The sequence below is a fragment of the Streptomyces sp. NPDC050636 genome, from assembly GCF_040654775.1.
Lineage (GTDB): Bacteria > Actinomycetota > Actinomycetes > Streptomycetales > Streptomycetaceae > Streptomyces.
Window position 1 is genome coordinate 1 of record NZ_JBFAIP010000071.1, and the last position, 17,747, is coordinate 17,747.

The window sequence follows — 17,747 nt, forward strand, 5'->3', positions numbered from 1 at the left end:
AGGAGGGCCTGTCGGTCAACGCCTGGCTGGTACGGGCCGTCGCCGCTGCCATGGAGCAGCCCGGCGAGCGGGCCCGCCCAGCCGCCCGCAGCCGCTACCGGGGCCAGCAGGACTTCACGGGCTGGGCCGGCTAGCCCGGCACCGCGCACTCACTCGTTCACCACTCACTTAGTTCACTCACCCCGCTCTACCAGCGGGAACTCACACCACAGTCATGAGGACGGCACAGCCATGCCCAGTTTCGACACTCCCGAACCGATCTCCGTCACCCTCGAATTCGACATCGGTACCGCCCGCATCACGGCCAGCAAGCGCACCGACGCCATCGTCGAGGTACTGCCGAGCAACGGCGCCGACGACGCGGACGTACGGGCCGCGCAGCAGACCGAAGTCACCTGCTCGGGCGGCCGGTTGCTGGTCAAGGGGCCCAAGAAGCACTCCCCGTTCGGCAAGAGCGGCTCGGTCGACGTGAGCATCGAGCTGCCGACTGACTCGGACGTCCACGGCACCTCGCCCATGGCGGACTTCACCTGCGAAGGCCGCCTGGGGGAGTGCCGGCTCAAGACCTCGGCCGGCGGCATCCGGGTCGGCGAGGCGGCGACGGTACGCGTGCAGACCGATCACGGTGACGTCCGAGTGGACCGGGTGACGGGAGACGCCGAGGTCACCGGGTCCGGGCGGATCGTCATCGGCGAGATCGGGGGTGCCGCGACGGTCGACAACCTCAACGGCGAGACCGTGATCGGCGAGGTCACCGGCGAGCTGCGCGCGAACTCGACCGACGGCCAGATCTCCGTCGGCGTCGCGCACGCCGGAGTCGACGCCACGTCCGCTCACGGCGGCATCCGGATCGGCGAGGCGGTGCGGGGCCTGATCACCCTGCAGACCGCCGTCGGCGACCTTGAGGTCGGCGTCCGTGAGTCCACCGCCGCCCGGTTTGAGGCGGACACCCAACTCGGCAGTGTGCACCACGCCCTTGAGCAGGTCGAAGGGCCCGAAGCCTTCGACGAGATCGTCGAGATACGCGCCCGCACCGCCACCGGCGACATCGTGATCCGCCGCCCCTGATCCCGACCGACCACGTAGGACAACCACGTAGAAGAGGCATGACTGCCATGACCGCAGCTTCCGCAATCGCCGCCCCGCTGGCGATCACCGCCACCGGGCTGTCCAAGTCCTACGGCGACAAGGTGGTGCTCGACGGCATCGACCTGCGTATCCCCGAGGGCACGGTCTTCGCGCTGCTCGGGCCCAACGGAGCCGGCAAGACCACCACCGTGCAGATCCTCTCCACGCTGATCTCCGCGAACGCCGGACAGGCGCAGATCGCGGGCCACGATCTGGTCCGCGACGTCGATGCCGTACGCGCCGCGATCGGTGTCACCGGCCAGTTCGCGGCGCTGGACAACCTGCTGACCGCCCACGAGAACCTGATGCTCATGGCGGACCTGCAGCATCTGGCCCGCCGCGAAGGCCGACGGCGCGCCGCCGAGCTCCTGCACCGTTTCGAGTTGACCGAGGCGGCCAAGAAGCCCGTCTCCACCTTTTCGGGCGGTATGCGGCGCAAGCTCGACCTCGCGATGACCCTGGTCGGCGATCCGCGCATCATCTTCCTCGACGAGCCGACCACGGGCCTCGACCCGCGCAGCCGCCGCACCATGTGGGAGATCATCCGCGGGCTGGTCGCCGACGACGGGGTGACGATCTTCCTGACCACGCAGTACCTGGAGGAAGCCGACCAACTCGCCGACCGAATCGCGGTGTTGGACCACGGGAAGCTGGTCGCGGAAGGCACCGCGGAGGAGCTGAAGCGGCTCATCCCCGGTGGCCACATCCGCCTCCAGTTCGCCGATGCGAGCGGACTGGAATCGGCCGCCACCCTCTTCGGCTCCGCGACGCGCGACAGCGAAGCGCTCGCCCTGAACATCCCCAGCGACGGCGGCATCCCCGCCCTGCGCGCCGTCCTAGACGTCCTCGACAACGCGTCGGTCAAGGCCGAGGCGCTCACCGTGCGCACCCCCGATCTCGACGACGTCTTCCTGACCCTCACCGGCCAGTCCCACCAGTCCGGCACCGCGGTCAACTCGCCGAAGGAGAACGCCCGATGACCACCATGTCCTACGCCGTCCGCGATTCGGCGACGATGCTGCGGCGCAACCTGAAGCACGCACTGCGCTACCCGTCGCTGACGGTCTCGGTCGTCGCGATGCCCCTCGTGATGCTGCTGCTCTTCAACTACGTCTTCGGCGGCGCCCTGGGCAGCGGCATCGGCGGCATGCCCACCGGCAGCGCCGAATACATCGACTACATCGCGCCCGGCATCATCCTGATGGCCGCGACCTCCGGAGCGCTGTCCACCGCGATCAGCGTCTGCTCCGACATGACCGAAGGCATCGTCAACCGGTTCCGTACGATGTCGATTTCCCGCGCCGCGTTCCTGACCGGACATGTCGTGGGCAGCGTCATCCAGACGCTGGTCAGCATCGCGCTCGTCATCGGCGTCGCGCTGCTCATGGGCTTCCGGCCCAGCGCCACCCCCGTGGAGTGGATCGCGACCGTCGGCGTACTCGCCCTGCTCACCCTGGCGCTCACCTGGCTCGCCGCTGCGATGGGTCTGGTGGCCAAGAACGTCGAAACCGCCAGCAACATGCCCATGCCGCTGACGTTCCTGCCCTTCCTGGGCAGCGCCGTCGTCCCGCCGGAGTCGATGCCGACCGGGCTGCGGTGGTTCGCCGAGTACCAGCCCTTCACGCCCGTCATCGAGACGTTGCGCGGCCTGCTCATGGGCACCGAGATCGGCAGCAGCGGGCTCTTCGCCCTGGCCTGGTGCGTCGGCCTCACCCTGGTCGGCTACCTGTGGGCGCGGTCGGCCTTCAACCGGGACGCCAAGCGGTAAGCGGCCCACCACACAAGCCACTTCAGCCCTACGCCGCTTCACCCGTACGCCACTTCAGCCGTACAGCACTTCAGCCGTACAGCAGGTCACCGTTCCACCGCACTGTTCACCGCACTTCACCCAGCACTCAGCACTCATCACCGGAGGGCACCATGCACAACGAACTGTCGGCACACTCCGCCCACGACGCGGCGCAGCACCCTGAGCCGGTGACGCTGCCGACCGAGCGCCACACGGGCTGCCCCTTCGACCCGCCCGCCGAGCTGGCGCAGCTGCGCGAGGAGCGGCCGCTCCGGCGGATGCGCTACCCCGACGGGCACATGGGCTGGCTGGCCACCGGCCACTCCGTGGTCCGGGCGATACTCGCCGACCCCCGCTTCAGCTCACGGCAGGAGCTCATGCACCACCCGCTCGCGGACATCGGCGAACTGCCTCCCGCGCCGGTCGGCGACATGACCGGCATGGACGCCCCCGAGCACACCCGCTTCCGGCGGCTGCTCATGGGCAAGTTCACCGTCCGCCGGATGCGCGAGCTCACCGAACGCGTCGAGCAGATCACCGCCGAGCACCTCGACGCCATGGAGCGCCAAGGAGGCCCGGTGGACCTGGTGGAGGCGTACGCACAGCCCATCCCCGCGCTGATGATCTGCGAACTGCTGGGTGTGCCCTACGCCGAGCGGGAGTTCTTCCAGCGCCATACGACGACGTTGTTCACCCAGAGCGCCGGCCCGGAAGAGCAGTACGCCGCCATGACCGCGCTTCAGGAGTACCTGCACAGCCTGGTGCTGGCCAAGCGCGCCGAGCCCACCGACGACCTGCTCAGCGATCTGACCACCAGCGACCTCACCGATGAGGAGCTCGCCGGCGTCGGTGGCGTTCTGCTGGCCGCCGGTCTCGACACCACTGCCAACATGATCGCGCACGGCACCTTCGCCCTGCTGAGCAACCCGGACCAGCTCGCCGCCCTGCGTGGCGATCCGGACCTCGCCGACCAAGCCGTCGAGGAGCTGATGCGCTACCTGAGCATCGCCGACCCCGGGGCGCGCTCGGCCCTCGAAGACGTCGAGATCGACGGCCAGGTGATCAAGGCCGGCGAGACGGTCACCCTCTCGATGCAGGCCGCCAACCGCGACCCGGCGAAGTTCACCGACCCCGACGCTCTCGACCTGCACCGCAAGGCCACCGGGCATCTGGGCTTCGGCCACGGCATCCATCAGTGCCTGGGCCAGCAACTGGCACGCGTCGAGATGCGCGTCGCCCTTCCCGCGCTCTTCACCCGCTTCCCGGCGCTGCGGCTGGCCGTCCCGCCCGAGGAGGTACCGCTGCGCTCCAACATGAGCATCTACGGCGTACACCGCCTCCCCGTCGCCTGGGACAAGGAGTAGCCCGGTGGCCGTCACCATCACCATCGACCGGGAACGCTGCGTGGGCGCCGGGATGTGCGCACTGACCGCCCCCGAGGTGTTCGACCAGAACGACGAGGACGGCCGGGTGGTCCTCCTCGACACCGATCCGTCACCCGCCCACCACGCCGCGGCCCGCCTCGCGGCCGGCCTCTGCCCCGCCGCGGCCCTCCGCGTCATCGACGGGCGCCCGCCCGGCAGTTCACCTGCGCCGACGCCGTAGCCGAACGCCGGCAGGACCCGACCGGTTCCCGGTCGGGTCCTGCCGTCTGCGTCAGGCCCGCCTCACAGGAAAATGGAAATCATATTCATGTAGCCTGGGGTTCCGTGACCCCGGAGGCGGAGAACGATGAACGACCTGACGCCACATCAAGAGCTGGGCCCGTACGTGGTGCGCCACGCCACGCCCGAGGACGTGCCGGGCGCGCGCAGCGTCATGCTCGACACCTTCTACCGGGAGTTCGGCTACGGCTACGTCCCCATGTGGCACTCCGATGTCGTCGACATCCACCGCTGCTACCTCGACGACCCGCGCCACACCCTCGTCGTGGCCGTACGCGATGGCGAGGTCGTGGCCACCACCGCGCTGCACTCCCGCGGCCCGGTCCACCCGCCGCACCCGAAATGGCTGGCCGAGCGCTACCCCTCGGGCGGCACGGCACAGCTCGCCCGCGTCTACGTACGCCGGGAGCACCGCAGGCACGGACTTGCCCGCGCGATGGTCCTCATGGCCTGTGAATTCGCCACCCGCACCCCGGGCTACGACAGCATCTACCTGCACACCAACGTCGACATCCCAGGCGCGGAGGCATTCTGGCGCAGCCTCGCCACCGAGGTCTTCGACGCCCGCACGACCGGCGAACACGGCGGCTTCGGGACGGTTCACTTCGAGATCCCGATCGCGCACCACCAGGGCGGGGAACGGGATCCGGGCCGCGGGTCCCTCGTCCGTGGGTGAGCACACTCAGTCGTTGCATTCCTTGAGTCCCGCGATGGCCAGTGCCTGCTCCTCGGGGTACTCGCCGGCTCCGGGCAGGGCGAGCGCGGTCCGGAACTGATCTCGTGCCTCGGCGACGCGGCCTGCCGCGGAGTAGGTGCGGCCCAGTCGGCACCGGATGTGCATCTCCAGCCGGTCGCGGTTGGGTTCAGTGAGTGGGGACAGCATCTGGTGCCGGGAGAGAGCCTGGTGGTGGAGGTCTGTGGCGACGCGCAGGTTTCCCTCTCCCTGCTCTGCCGTGCCCAGTCGGGTCAGGACGAGCGCCTGCAGGAGGACGTCCCCGACCTGCTGAGCCAGGTCGGCCGCGTGGCGGTACAGGGTCTTGGCCTCTCCGTAATGGCCGAGGTCGAGGTGGACGTCGGCGGCGCAGGTCAAGGCCCTGCTGATCATGCGTGGTCGGCCGTTCTTCTCAGCGTGGGCGAGGGCGGCGGCGAGGCAGGTCAGCGCCTCCTCGTGGTGCCCCTGCGCGTGGTGGACGCCGCCGAGTACGCAGAGCGCCATCGAGACGAGCCACTTGTCGTCGAGCCGCTGAGCCAGCTCCACCGCCGCGTTGAGAGGGGCGATCGCCAGATCGGGCCGGCCCGAGGACAGTTCGACAGCGCCCAGCCCGCTCAGGGCCCGAGCCTCTTCGCCCTGGTCCGCGCCGCGACGGCTGAGCTCAAGCGCCTCGGTGAACCAGGCGCGCGCTGGGAGGGTGCGGCCCTGGTAGACGTCGGTGATGCCCATGCAGTTCCGCAGTGCGGGAGCCATCCGCCGGTCGGTGGCCTCGTCCGCGTGCGCGAGCGCGATGTCCAGGGCCGCTCGGCACTCGTGGTAACGGCCCTGACGTGCGAAGTAGTCGCTCAGGGCCTCGGCGATCCAGCACGCGTAGTCGGCTTCGCCGAGCGCTGCGGCGTGCCCGACGACGTCGACGAGCTCTCCGCCGGCCGCGTCCAGCCAACCGTCTGCGTCCTTCCAGTCCGCGAACGGCGCTTCAGTGGGTTGCGGCCCGGTCGGGAAGCCGCCTGGGCCCAAGTCGCTGGTGATCCGGCCCGCGTCCAGGTAGAGGCGGAGCGCGGCGGTGCGGTCCGCGCCGGCTTCGGCGGGTGCGGCTTCCGCGAGCCGCCGTGCGTGCACCCGCACCAGGTCGTGCAACCGGTAGCGGCCCGGACGGGGTTGCTGCACCAGACTCGCGTCGACCAGGCCTTCCAGGATCTGCTCGGCGTCGTGGGACGACCAACCCAGCATGGCAGCTGATGTCAGCGGGTCGAACTCGACCGTCGGCGACAGGCCCAGGGTACGGAATCCGAGCTGCTGCTCCGGCGCGAGCTGGTCGTACGACAGGCGGAAGGCCGCCTCCACGCTGCGATCCCCCGCACTCAGCTCGCCGAGGCGTCGCTCGTCGCCCGCCATCCGGTCCACCAGGTACGCCAGCGTCCAGGCAGGACGGGTCTGCAACCGCGCCCCGGCGATGCGCAGTGCCAGCGGCAGCCCGTCGCACAGCCGGACCAGCTCACGCGTCGCCTCCGGCTCCCGGTCCGCGCGCTCCTCCCCCACGATGTGCCTGAGCAGGGACAGCCCACCGCCGGTCGCCAGCGGCTCCAGGGTGACCCGTCGATCGGTGTCCAGTCCGGCCAGCCGCCGTCGGCCGGACACCATCACCGTGCTGCCCGGCCCGGCGGGCAGCAGCGGCCGTATCTGTTGTGCGCTCAGCACATCGTCCAGCACGAGGAGCAGCCGCAGCGAGCTGGTCGCGGCCCGCCAAGCCGCGGTGAGTTCGTCGAGGTCGTCGGGCACCTCGCTGTCGGCCGCGCCGACCGAGCGCAGCAACCGCCGCAGCACTCGTTGCGGCGAGAGCCTCTGCTGTTCCGTGCTGTGCGCGCGCAGGTCCACGAACAGGCAGCCGTCCGGGTAGTGGACGCGGAGCACACCGGCCGCGTGTACGACGAGCGCGGTCTTGCCGACGCCGGCAGTACCGTCCACCGCCGTGATCGACACGGATTCGGGCGGCGAGGGCGCGGTCAGCAGTGCCAGTTCGCGCTCCCGCCCGATGAGGTGGCCGGTGCCGCCCGGCAGTTCATTGACCACGCGGCGGGGCCGGGACGCGGGAGCGGCCGGGCGCGCCACCGCCCGACCGAGCAGCTGCTCGTCGTCCCGGCGCAGCACCGCCTGGTGCACCCGGCGGAGTTCCTCGCCGGGATCGACACCGAGCTCGTCCCGTAGCCGCACGCGCATGTCCTGATAGGCACTCAGCGCCGCCACCTGGCGTCCGCTGCCGTACAGGGCACGCATCCGCAGCGCGGTCAGCGACTCGTCGTACGGATCGGCCTCCGACGAAGCAGACAGGTCGGCGAGGTCGTCCAGGGCCTCGGCGGACCGGCCGAGAAGAACCAGGCAGGTGAGCCTCTCCTGCTGAAGCGTGCGCTGCCGCTGCGACAGCCGCCGCCGCTCGCCCTGCACGAACGGCCCCGGCAGCCCGGCCAGGGGCTCGCCTTGAAACAGGGCGAGCGCCTTGGAAGACCAGTCCATTGCGGTGGCCGGGTCGCCGGATGCCTTCGCGCGCTGCGCCTCACCGACCTGCTCGGCCAACTCCGCCACATCGATCCGCACGCCGTCGCTGACGAAGCGGTACCCGCCCCGGCCACTGCGGATCACCGACCCCGCCGGTCCGGCGCCTTCCACGTCGAGCGCCTTCCGCAGCGGGTAGATGTAGCTCGGCAGTACCCGGCGACCGGTCCTCGGCGGCTGCGCGCCCCACACGTCGGCGAGCAACTGCTCATGGCTGACCAGCGTGCCCGGACGCAGCACCAGTGCGGCCAGCACCGCCTGCCGCCGAACCGGCCCCAAATCCAGCGGCGTCCCGTCACACCAGGCCCGCATCGGCCCGAGCATCGCGATCCGAAGCCGCTGAGAAGATTCCCCACCCATCCCGAAGCCCCCCGGTCCCGCGCATCATCGAGATTTCATCCGCATTTCAGCGCCTCCCGCAATGGTTGGCAAGTCACCACCGAGACCGCTGGGAAGCAAGGGGAACGGCGAGAGAGGGAAGCACCGGGTGCGGTGCTCGTCTCACGCCCCATGGTGCACGGGGGCGTCGCACCGTTCCTCCAACGGAGATCGACGGGCCCGCCAACGGGCACGGGCTCGGCCGACTCCAAGGTACCCCCCGGGGGAACTCACCACGCCGGGCGGCGGCCGTCGGGGGAGGGACTTCAAAAGCCGGCACCGATGACGTACCCGAGAGTTCTGCAACAAGCCGACCGTTCTTGCCACTTCCGACCAGGAGGTCATGTTGAGCGAGCACCACTCCACCCGCAGAAGTGTCCTGAAAGCCGTCGGCGGAATCACCGCGGCGATGGCGCTCGGCGGCGCAGGAGTCCTTGCGTCGGCGTCACCGGCCATGGCGGCCGACGACGGCTTCGGGCTGACCATCAAGGACCGCAACGAGGCCGACCCCCGCATGTGGTACTACCGGTTCGCGACCGACGCGATCGGCTGGGAGCCCGCCGTCAACGTCCTGCTCCCCGACGACTACCACACCAGCGGACGCACCTACCCCGTCCTCTACCTGTTCCACGGCGGCGGTACCGACCAGGACTTCATGAGCTGGGACCGGCTGCAGGACGGCGGCATCCGAGCCTGGACCGCCGGCATGCCGATCATCGTCGTGATGCCGGACGGTGGCCACGCGGGCTGGTACTCGAACCCGGTCAGCTCCAACACCGGCCCCCGGAATTGGGAGACCTTCCACATCGCCCAGCTGCTCCCGTGGATCGAGGCGAACTTCCGGACATACGCCGAGTACGACGGCCGCGCCGTCGCCGGGTTCTCGATGGGCGGCTTCGGCGCGCTGAAGTACGCGGCCAAGTACTACGGCCACTTCGCCTCGGTGAGCGCCCACTCCGGCCCGCCCAGCCTGCGCCGCGACTTCAACGCGGTCGCCCATTGGGCCAACGTGTCCTCCGCGGCCCTGGACCTGGGCGGCGGCACGATCTACGGCGAGCCGTTCGACGAGGCCAGGGTCAGCGCCGATAACCCCATGGAGCGCATCGAGAGCTACCGCAACAAGCGGGTCTTCATGGTCGCCGGCACCAGTCCCAGCCCGGTCGACCCGTTCGACCTGCTCAACGAGACCGAGGTGCTCGCCGGCCAGCGCGAGTTCCGAGCCGCCCTCGACCAGGCCGGCATCCCGCACGAGTGGCACGAGGAGCCTGGCGGACACCACGTCCGCACCGAGATGGCCAAGCGCGACCTTGAGGGCATCGTCGCCCGGCTCCGCCAGGCGTAGGCCGGTCGAGCACATGCGCACATGCGCACAGACGTATGCCTCTTACATAGCCGGTTATCTAGCCGGGCGACGGGATCCGTCGTCCGGCTACGTGCTGTCTGTCCTCGTCTCTCCTGAGGACAAACCCTGTTGAGCGTGTTGTCCAGGGGCGGCCGTATACGTCCTGACCAGCGGCGGAGCGGCTCGCTCAGCAGGTTGAGGTCACGAGGCCGCGGCGGTGGGGTGGTTGCCGAGGGCGGCGGCGAGGAGAGCGCGGAGGTGGTCGGCTTCCGGAATCAGCGTGGCCTCGATCTGGTCGTCGGTGCGGCCGGCCAGGGTGAGTTCCTGGATGCGCCGGAACAGCAGACGGTCCGCTGCGGCGATCAGGGCGGCGCCGGCCCGGGGCACGATGGCCGGGGCCGTGTCCGGGGCGGCGGCGGTCAGCGCCGCGGCGAGTGCCTCCTCTCGCAGGTCGTGCAGCTCGCGCAGCCGGGCGGTGAGGGTGGGGCTGTCGGTGACCATGCGGGCGAACGCGGGGCCGGTGAAGCCGACGACGGGGCTGTGCTCAAGGAGGGCGGTGCGGAACGTCCGTCCCAGGGCGGTGAGCGGCTCCTCGCCTGGCCCGCGCTCGGCGACGGTCCGGGCCAGGCCCTCGGTGAACGCCTCGTGGTGGTCGAGGGCCAGGTCTTCCTTGCGGGGGAAGTAGTTGGTCACCGTCTTCTTGGACACGCGGGCCGCGGCGGCGATCTCGGCGATGGTGGTCTGCTCGAAGCCCTGCTCGATGAAGAGCCTGGTGGCGCAGTCGGAGATCAGCTGCCTGGTCTCCTGCTTCTTGGACTCACGGAGCCCCATCTCGGTAGTCATGGAGCAATCTTACATCCGTCATAAAAATAGTCTTGACCGACTGGGTGCCCCTGGTTAAAGTTACGTCCGTTGCAAAATTCTCCTGAGTGAACGGACTTGAATGCGCAAGCTCACTTACTTCATCGGCGCCACCATCGACGGCTACATCGCCGCCCCCGACGGCGACTTCGAGTTCTTCATGCCGCACGTCACGGAGGACTTCCTGCCCTTCCTGACCACCGACTTCGCGGACGCCCTCCCCACGCCGGGCCGCGCGGCGCTCGGCATCGCGGACACGCCCAACACGCGCTTCGACACGGTCGTGATGGGGCGCAGCACGTACGACCCGGGCTTGGCCGTGGGCCTCACCAGCCCGTACGCCCATCTGCGGCAGATCGTCTTCTCCCGCTCGCTCACCACCAGCCCGGACCCGGCCGTCGAGGTCACCGACGAGGACCCGCTCACCCGGGTCCGCAAGCTCAAGCAGGAGGACGGGCTCGGGATCTGGCTCTGCGGCGGCGCCGATCTGGCCAGCCAGCTCCTGCCGGAGATCGACGAGCTGATCGTCAAGCAGTACCCGATCGTGGCCGGCACCGGCATCCCGCTCTTCCGTGCCGACTTCTCGCCGCGCACGTTCCGGCTCGCGGACAGCCGCGTGTTCGAGGTCGGCAACGTCGTCCTCACCTACACCAAGACGTCCGACTAGACCCCGCACAAGCCCAGGACCCCGCACACGATTCACCGCTCGTCCTGCCATGCCCTCACCTGCCATGCCCGTACCTGCCAGGAGTTGCCCTGAACGTCACCGCCGCCACCCTCTCCCTCACCGTTGCCGACGTAGACGCCTCGCGTGAGTTCTTCTGCACCCACCTCGGCTACCAGGTCGCCATGGCCGCCGACGGCTTCGCGTCCCTGACCCGCGGTGATGCCGCCGCCGACATCGTGCTGCTCGGTCTCGGCAACGAGGTGCTCCCGCCCGAGCAGCGCGACCAGCAGGCCACGGGCCTGATCTTCGCGCTCACCGTCACCGGTATCGAGGCCGAGGAGCGGCGCCTGCGCGAGGCCGGCGCCCCGATCACCATGCCGCTGCGCGAAGAGCCATGGGGCGAGCGGCTGTTCCAGCTGACCGACCCGAACGGCATCGTCGTCCAGTTCGTCGAATGGGCCGCGACGGACGAGCCCGCGCAGGGCGAGGAGCCCGCCATGCTCGTGATCACCCCCACCGCCGAGAACGTCACCGAGTCCCCGAACGCCCGCATGACCGGTCTGGCCGCCCCCAGCCGGGGCAGCACGGAACTCAGCACCTGGACCGTCGCCATGGAGGCCGGCCAGACCGGCCCCGAGCACGTCATCAGCCGCGAACAGGTCTGGACGGTGACCGCCGGCGTCCTCGACGTCACCTGCGACGGTCGCACCGAGAAGATCTCGGCCGGGCAGACCTTCGTGCTCCCCCCGGACGTGCTCCGCCAGGTCCACGCCCCGCAGGCCGCCGAGGCACACGTCGTCATGCGTGCGGACGGTGTGGCCTCCGTGCCCGGCACCGAGGGCACCCGCATCCTGCCCTGGGCCCAGTAACAGCCCCGGCGCAGGACCGCCCCAACCCCTCGCAGTCCTCCCCTCATCCTTCCCCTCACCCTTCCCCTGATGGAGACAGCTTGTCCGTACGCATCACCGCCCTGACCGACCCCGAGGAGACCTCCGGCGGCCGCCGCCTGGCCTGGCTGGCCACCGGCCACGACGGCAGTCCCGCCGGGCACGCCTTCCTGCGCCTGTTCACCAGGGAGGGCCAGCGCCACCTCGCCGAACTGGACGTTCAGGTCCACCCCGCCGAACGGCGCGGGCGGGCGGGCACCCTGCTGCTCGACGCGGCCGTCGCCGCCGCCCGCCAGGACGGCCGGAGCAGCGTCATCGCCCAGGCCCCGGCCGGATCCCCCGGCGCCGCCTTCCTCACCGCCAGAGGCTTTCGCACCGCACTGACCCTCACCTACGCCCGGCTGGCGCTGACCGAGGCGGACCTCCCCGCACTCACCGCCGTCGCCGAGACGCCGCACGCCGACTACCGGCTGACGGCGTGGGAGGGGACGGTGCCCGACGAACTCGCCGACACCTTCGTGGCGTCGCGCCGGGCCATGGACGACATGCCGATGGGCGCCGTCGACTACGGCACGGTGGTCTGGGACCTCGATCGGGTACGGGCGGCGGCGACCGCCGTCTCCGCACGCGGCGACATCCTCCACACCGTGGCGGCCATCGACCGGTCGGACGGTGCCATCGCCGGCTTCACCGAACTGGTCGTCCCCGGCAGCGGGACGGGCGACGCCCAGCACTACGGCACGGCGGTGCTGCCCGAGCACCGCGGCCGCGGCCTCGCCCGCTCGATGAAGGCCGCCTCGATCGTCCAGGCCCGCGAACGCCACCCCCGCCTCGGCGGCCTGCTGACCGACACCGCCGACAACAACCCGCACATGCGGCGTGTCAACGACGAACTCGGCTACCTGCCGACGCACACGGCCCACGAGTACCAGCTCGACCTGTAGGCCGACCCCTCCAGCGGGATGAAGAGCGACGAGGGCCGCTGAATGCGGGCCTCGGGGGATCGGCAACAATCGGCAGCAGTGGTGCGCTCCGCTGCCGATCCCCATGGGGCTACCGCTGGGACGGGCCCGGTGCCGTGGTGCGGAATCGGGCCGTGGTGGCGTCGTCGCTCCAGCGCTGCAGTCCGGCCTTTTCGAGTACGCGGACCGAGGCCGGGTTCGACAGCTCCACGTCCGCGTGCACCGTGTGCACGCCCGGTGCGGTCAGGGCGAACTCCACCATGGCCCGGGTGGCCTCGGTGGCCAGACCGCGTCCTCGCCGGGACGCCACGATGCCGTATCCGACCTCGACGGCGCCCTCGCTCGGCGGCCAGAACAGCCCGATCGCGCCGATCACCAGGCCACTCGCCCGCTCGATGATCTGACGTTGCCCGTAAGGCCCCAGCGCGTCCGGCCGGTCCGCGATGAATCCGGCGATGACGCGGCCCTCGTCGGCGGGGAAGTCCGCCGACCAGTGCGACAGACGGACATCACTGAGAACAGCGGTGAGCTCGGCGGTGGACCATGGCCGCAGCACGAGGCGGTCAGTGGTCAGATCCGTACCGGTGGGAGAGAAAGAAGACACGCGACACTCCTGGTCGTTTCAGACGACCGGGCCGCTGGCTATCCTCGCGCGACCCGGACATGGGCATGCTGATGAAGCGTCTGGCGGGCCATATTCATCAACCTCCCTTGTCGCAGCGGTCGCCACGCACCTCGCGTGTCGGCGGAACGTAACAGAGGCGGCTGGGTGCTTCCAGCGCATTTATGACCGGCAGCAGACGGTGGGTTACCACGCCAGGAACGGGCCGCGCAGGCGAAAACCGTTGGACGCTACGGCGCAGAGCGCCCTACCTTCACCGCAGTTGGAGATCCACACGTCCTATGGGGTGCATTTGATGACGGTCCAGGCAACCGCGGCCAGGTTTGACCAGCAGCCTTCCGCGACCTCCATGACCTCCATGACCTCATCGGACACAAGGAATCCCACCAGTGGATCTTCCACGTAGCTTTACCATCCGCGAGAGCAGCCACCGCATCCACAACCCGTTCACCAGCGCCAAGCTCGCCGCCTTGGGACAGGCACTGGACTTGGCGCCCGGGACGCGCGCACTCGATCTCGCGAGCGGATCGGGCGAGATGCTGTGCACCTGGGCACGGGCCCACCGGATCACCGGGACCGGTGTGGACATCAGCAGTGTGTTCACCGAACGGGCTCGCGCCCGCTCCGCTGAGCTGGGTGTCGCCGACCAGGTGGACTTCATCCACGGCGATGCGTCCGGCTACGTCACGGACGAGCCGGTCGATCTCGCCGCGTGTATCGGCGCCACCTGGATCGGCAACGGCGTGGCCGGCACGATCGAGCTGCTGAACCGCAGCCTCCGGCCCGGAGGCATGATGCTGATCGGCGAGCCGTACTGGCGCCACGAGCCCCCGGACCAGCACACCATCGAAGCCTGCCACGCCGGCGACAAAGACGATTTCCGGCTGCTGCCCGACCTGATCGAGCAGTTCGGCGAACTCGGTTACGACACCGTGGAAATGGTGCTCGCCGATCAGGACAGCTGGGACCGGTACAGGGCGGCGCAGTGGCTCAACATCCGCCGCTGGCTCGACCGCAACCCCGACGACGACCAGCTCGCCGCCGACCTGCGAGCCGAGCTCTCCACGGATCCCACCCGCTACGCCAGGTACGAGCGTGAATACCTCGGCTGGGGGGTCTTCGCGCTGATGAGCCGCTGACGGACCAGCAGCGCCGGGTCCGGCGGCATGCGCCGGACCCACTCGCTTGGTCGCCGCGACCACACACGTCGAAGGGCCCCACCGCGAACGGTGGGGCCCTTCGACATCGTGCCCGGTGAGGCACTGGCGGAGGATACGAGATTCGAACTCGTGAGGGGTTGCCCCCAACACGCTTTCCAAGCGTGCGCCCTAGGCCACTAGGCGAATCCTCCGCCGCAAACAATACAAGACGTTGGGGAGTGCTCGCGAACATGATCCGGGGGCGGGGGTCGGCGACGGATCCGGACGGGGGTCCGGGTCGTTTCTTGGGTGGGGGATCGGCTAGTGTGGTGCGCAGCCCCTCACGTGGCGCTATCTGACTGAACTCCCCCAGGGCCGGAAGGCAGCAAGGGTAGGTCGGCTCTGGCGGGTGCGTGGGGGGCGCTTGCGTTTGCGGGCGGGCCGGTTGTCAGTGGGGGCCGATATCGTCGTATGCGTGTCGTCCCTCGCGCTGTACCGCCGCTACCGACCCGAGACCTTCGCCGAGGTCATCGGGCAAGAGCACGTGACCGATCCGCTGCAGCAGGCATTGCGGAACAATCGGGTCAATCACGCTTACCTGTTCAGTGGTCCGCGTGGCTGTGGCAAGACGACGAGCGCGCGGATCCTGGCGCGGTGTCTGAACTGTGAGGAAGGTCCCACTCCCACGCCCTGCGGGAAGTGCCAGTCGTGCGTGGACCTGGCGCGGAACGGGCGTGGGTCGATCGATGTGATCGAGATCGACGCGGCTTCGCACGGTGGTGTGGATGATGCGCGTGAGCTGCGGGAGAAGGCCTTCTTCGGGCCGGCGTCGAGTCGGTACAAGATCTACATCATCGATGAGGCGCACATGGTGACCTCGGCGGGGTTCAACGCCCTGCTGAAGGTCGTCGAGGAGCCGCCGGAGCATTTGAAGTTCATCTTTGCCACGACCGAGCCCGAGAAGGTCATCGGGACGATCCGGTCGCGGACCCATCACTATCCGTTCCGGCTGGTGCCTCCGGGGACGCTGCGGGAGTACCTGGCCGAGGTGTGCACGCGGGAGTCGGCCTCGGTGGAGGACGGGGTGCTGCCCCTGGTGGTGCGTGCCGGAGCCGGGTCGGTGCGTGACTCGATGTCCGTGATGGACCAGCTGCTCGCCGGAGCCGGCGAGGGCGGTGTGACATATGCCATGGCGACCGCCCTGCTCGGGTATACGGACGGGTCGCTGCTGGATTCGATCGTCGAAGCGTTCGCGTCCGGGGACGGGGCGGCGGCGTTCGACGTTGTGGACCGGGTGATCGAGGGCGGGAACGATCCGCGGCGGTTCGTGGCCGATCTCCTGGAGCGGCTGCGGGACCTGGTGATTCTGGCGGCGGTGCCGGACGCGGGGGAGAAGGGGCTGATCGACGCCCCTGTGGATGTTGTGGAGCGGATGACGGCGCAGGCGTCCGTCTTTGGCGCGGCGGAGCTGAGCCGGGCCGCCGATCTGGTCAATACGGGCCTGACGGAGATGCGCGGGGCGACCTCGCCGCGGCTGCAGCTGGAACTGATCTGTGCGCGGGTGCTGCTGCCCGCGGCGTACGACGACGAGCGGTCGGTGCAGGCGCGGCTCGATCGGCTGGAGCGTGGCGCGGGTGCGGCGGCGCTGGGCGGCGTGAGCGCCACGGGACCCGCGGGACCCGCGGGTGGCGGTGGCGTCGGGCCCGGGGCGCCGGTTGTTTCTTCCGGGGGCGGGCCGGCGGCCGGGTACGTACCGGGGCCGGAGGCTCATCCGGTGGCGGCGCCCACGGGACCTTCCGGGCCGGCGGCCGCGCGCGCGGCGGTGCGGGGGGCGACGAGCGGCGGCAGTGGCACTGGTGAGGGCGGGAGCGGGCCTGCGGCCCCGGCCCCGGCTTCGGCTCCTCCCTCGGGCCCGGCCGCGGCTGCTCCCACCCCGGCTGCTCCTGCGCCGGCCGCTCCCGCCCAGACTCCGGATTCCGCGCCGGCCGCTGCCGCCGCAGGCGCGCCCGGCCCCTCCGGTGGGGAGTCCGCTCCCGCGCGGCCCGGCGCCTGGCCGGGGAGCGCCGGGAGCGGAGGCAACACTGGGAGCGCCGGCAGCGGTGCCGCCGGTGGTGGCCGTAAGCCCGGTGGCTGGCCTTCGGCCGTGGCGCCGGGGCAGGGCGGCCAGGGGGCGCAGAGCGGGGCGTCTGCCGCGCCGGCCGCTGCCGCCGGGCCCTCCACCGGAGCGCCCGCGCCCGTGCAGCAGCCGCCGGCCGCACAGCAGCCGCCGCCCGGCGCCGCACCGGGGATGACGCAGGGTGCCGCGCAGGTGCGGCAGCTGTGGCCGGAGATCCTGGAGGCGGTGAAGGGCCGCCGGCGTTTCACATGGATCCTGCTGAGTCAGAACGCGCAGGTGTCCGGGTTCGACGGCACGACCCTGCAGATCGGCTTCCCCAATGCCGGTGCGCGCGACAGCTTCGCCAACGGGGGGAGCGAGGACGTCCTCAAGGACGTACTGGCCGAGAAATTCCAGCTGCAGTGGCGGGTCGAGGCGATCGTCGACCCGTCGGGCGGCGCCAATCCGCCGGCCGGCGGTGCTCCGCGCAGCGGTGGTGGCGGTTTCGGTGGCGGAGGGGGCGGTGGCTTCGGCGGCGGGGCGCCCGCCGCGCCGCAGCAGTCCGCGCCTCAGCCGTCGCCCCGGCAGAGCGCCCCGGAGCACGAGGCCGGCGGCCAGTACGGGCAGAGCGGTGGCGGGGCCACCGGCGGCAGCCAGGGCGCGCGGATGGCGCGGGAGGCCGTCGCCCCGTCGGCATCCGCCGGGGGCGGGCAGAGCGCTCCCGCGGCGGAGCCCTCGTACACCCCGCCGGAGCCGCCGCCGATGTCGATCGAGTACGACATGCCGGCCGAGGACGACCCCGATCTCGTCGACTCCGCGCTCAGCGGCCACGACCTGATCGTGCGGGAGCTCGGAGCGACGGTGGTGGAGGAGTACAACAACGACTGAGCGGGGGAGGGGGAGCAAGGATGAGCAAGGGGCGCCAGGGGCGTAACGGGGGAATGGCGCGTG

15 protein-coding genes, 1 tRNA gene and 1 other RNA gene are annotated in these 17,747 nt (G+C 70.5%); 13 read left to right on the forward strand and 4 right to left on the reverse strand.

Annotated elements, in window-relative coordinates; genetic code table 11:
- Positions 1-231: 231 nt before the first annotated feature.
- From AB0I10_RS31165 to AB0I10_RS31190, 6 genes are all read left to right on the forward strand, one after another.
- Complete coding sequence (locus AB0I10_RS31165) at positions 232-1,068, forward strand: DUF4097 family beta strand repeat-containing protein (RefSeq protein ID WP_363156025.1); 837 nt, start codon at positions 232-234, stop codon at positions 1,066-1,068.
- Between the two features lie 38 nt (positions 1,069-1,106).
- A complete protein-coding gene (locus AB0I10_RS31170) occupies positions 1,107-2,108 on the forward strand; it encodes an ATP-binding cassette domain-containing protein (RefSeq protein ID WP_363156026.1) in 1,002 nt (333 codons plus the stop codon).
- Complete coding sequence (locus AB0I10_RS31175; RefSeq protein ID WP_363156027.1) at positions 2,105-2,896, forward strand: ABC transporter permease; 792 nt, start codon at positions 2,105-2,107, stop codon at positions 2,894-2,896. Before AB0I10_RS31170 ends, AB0I10_RS31175 begins: the two co-directional genes overlap by 4 nt.
- 152 nt (positions 2,897-3,048) lie before the next feature.
- Entirely contained in the window at positions 3,049-4,281 is a 1,233-nt protein-coding gene (locus tag AB0I10_RS31180; protein ID WP_363156028.1) for a cytochrome P450, read from the forward strand.
- A gap of 4 nt (positions 4,282-4,285) precedes the next feature.
- Positions 4,286-4,522: a ferredoxin gene (locus tag AB0I10_RS31185; protein WP_363156029.1), complete on the forward strand. Its 237-nt coding sequence runs from the start codon at positions 4,286-4,288 to the stop codon at positions 4,520-4,522.
- Positions 4,523-4,648: 126 nt separating this feature from the next.
- Positions 4,649-5,257, forward strand: coding sequence for a GNAT family N-acetyltransferase (locus AB0I10_RS31190; protein ID WP_363156030.1), 609 nt, complete (start codon positions 4,649-4,651; stop codon positions 5,255-5,257).
- A gap of 6 nt (positions 5,258-5,263) precedes the next feature.
- Here AB0I10_RS31190 and AB0I10_RS31195 read toward each other — a convergent pair whose 3' ends face one another.
- Positions 5,264-8,155, reverse strand: coding sequence for a BTAD domain-containing putative transcriptional regulator (locus AB0I10_RS31195; RefSeq protein ID WP_363156031.1), 2,892 nt, complete (start codon positions 8,153-8,155; stop codon positions 5,264-5,266).
- A 409-nt stretch (positions 8,156-8,564) separates the two neighbouring features.
- Here AB0I10_RS31195 and AB0I10_RS31200 point away from each other — a divergent pair, with 409 nt between their 5' ends.
- The gene (locus tag AB0I10_RS31200; RefSeq protein WP_363156032.1) at positions 8,565-9,563 is read left to right on the forward strand and encodes an esterase family protein; all 999 of its coding nucleotides are present in this window, start codon (positions 8,565-8,567) and stop codon (positions 9,561-9,563) included.
- Between the two features lie 201 nt (positions 9,564-9,764).
- Here the strand turns inward: AB0I10_RS31200 and AB0I10_RS31205 are convergent, their stop codons facing one another.
- Entirely contained in the window at positions 9,765-10,394 is a 630-nt protein-coding gene (locus AB0I10_RS31205; protein ID WP_363156049.1) for a TetR/AcrR family transcriptional regulator, read from the reverse strand.
- A 112-nt stretch (positions 10,395-10,506) separates the two neighbouring features.
- On the opposite strand from AB0I10_RS31205, the gene AB0I10_RS31210 reads away from it, so the two are divergent.
- The 3 genes from AB0I10_RS31210 to AB0I10_RS31220 all read left to right on the forward strand — a co-directional run bounded on the left by AB0I10_RS31210 (position 10,507) and on the right by AB0I10_RS31220 (position 12,922).
- Complete coding sequence (locus tag AB0I10_RS31210) at positions 10,507-11,091, forward strand: dihydrofolate reductase family protein (protein WP_363156033.1); 585 nt, start codon at positions 10,507-10,509, stop codon at positions 11,089-11,091.
- A gap of 89 nt (positions 11,092-11,180) precedes the next feature.
- The gene (locus AB0I10_RS31215; RefSeq protein ID WP_363156050.1) at positions 11,181-11,960 is read left to right on the forward strand and encodes a VOC family protein; all 780 of its coding nucleotides are present in this window, start codon (positions 11,181-11,183) and stop codon (positions 11,958-11,960) included.
- Between the two features lie 80 nt (positions 11,961-12,040).
- Positions 12,041-12,922 (forward strand): GNAT family N-acetyltransferase, encoded by an 882-nt coding sequence (locus tag AB0I10_RS31220; RefSeq protein ID WP_363156034.1) that lies wholly within the window; start codon positions 12,041-12,043, stop codon positions 12,920-12,922.
- A gap of 109 nt (positions 12,923-13,031) precedes the next feature.
- Here AB0I10_RS31220 and AB0I10_RS31225 read toward each other — a convergent pair whose 3' ends face one another.
- Positions 13,032-13,544: a GNAT family N-acetyltransferase gene (locus AB0I10_RS31225; RefSeq protein WP_363156035.1), complete on the reverse strand. Its 513-nt coding sequence runs from the start codon at positions 13,542-13,544 to the stop codon at positions 13,032-13,034.
- A 407-nt stretch (positions 13,545-13,951) separates the two neighbouring features.
- Here AB0I10_RS31225 and AB0I10_RS31230 point away from each other — a divergent pair, with 407 nt between their 5' ends.
- Positions 13,952-14,701, forward strand: a complete 750-nt coding sequence (locus AB0I10_RS31230) for a methyltransferase domain-containing protein (protein ID WP_363156036.1) — start codon at positions 13,952-13,954, stop codon at positions 14,699-14,701.
- 124 nt (positions 14,702-14,825) lie between these two features.
- Here AB0I10_RS31230 and AB0I10_RS31235 read toward each other — a convergent pair.
- Positions 14,826-14,913: transfer RNA gene (locus tag AB0I10_RS31235), tRNA-Ser, on the reverse strand.
- A gap of 120 nt (positions 14,914-15,033) precedes the next feature.
- On the opposite strand from AB0I10_RS31235, the gene ffs reads away from it, so the two are divergent.
- Positions 15,034-15,132: signal recognition particle sRNA small type (ffs, locus tag AB0I10_RS31240), an RNA gene on the forward strand.
- A 44-nt stretch (positions 15,133-15,176) separates the two neighbouring features.
- The gene (locus AB0I10_RS31245) at positions 15,177-17,684 is read left to right on the forward strand and encodes a DNA polymerase III subunit gamma and tau (protein WP_363156037.1); all 2,508 of its coding nucleotides are present in this window, start codon (positions 15,177-15,179) and stop codon (positions 17,682-17,684) included.
- Positions 17,685-17,747 lie beyond the last annotated feature (63 nt).

Coding starts and splice junctions, on each gene's coding strand:
- AB0I10_RS31200 (WP_363156032.1), top strand. CDS start 8,565: ATGTTGAGCGAGCACCACTCCACCCGCAGAAGTGTCCTGAAAGCCGTC.
- AB0I10_RS31190 (WP_363156030.1), top strand. CDS start 4,649: ATGAACGACCTGACGCCACATCAAGAGCTGGGCCCGTACGTGGTGCGC.
- AB0I10_RS31175 (WP_363156027.1), top strand. CDS start 2,105: ATGACCACCATGTCCTACGCCGTCCGCGATTCGGCGACGATGCTGCGG.
- AB0I10_RS31165 (WP_363156025.1), top strand. CDS start 232: ATGCCCAGTTTCGACACTCCCGAACCGATCTCCGTCACCCTCGAATTC.
- AB0I10_RS31205 (WP_363156049.1), bottom strand. CDS start 10,394: ATGGGGCTCCGTGAGTCCAAGAAGCAGGAGACCAGGCAGCTGATCTCC.
- AB0I10_RS31180 (WP_363156028.1), top strand. CDS start 3,049: ATGCACAACGAACTGTCGGCACACTCCGCCCACGACGCGGCGCAGCAC.
- AB0I10_RS31210 (WP_363156033.1), top strand. CDS start 10,507: ATGCGCAAGCTCACTTACTTCATCGGCGCCACCATCGACGGCTACATC.
- AB0I10_RS31170 (WP_363156026.1), top strand. CDS start 1,107: ATGACTGCCATGACCGCAGCTTCCGCAATCGCCGCCCCGCTGGCGATC.
- AB0I10_RS31195 (WP_363156031.1), bottom strand. CDS start 8,155: ATGCGGGCCTGGTGTGACGGGACGCCGCTGGATTTGGGGCCGGTTCGG.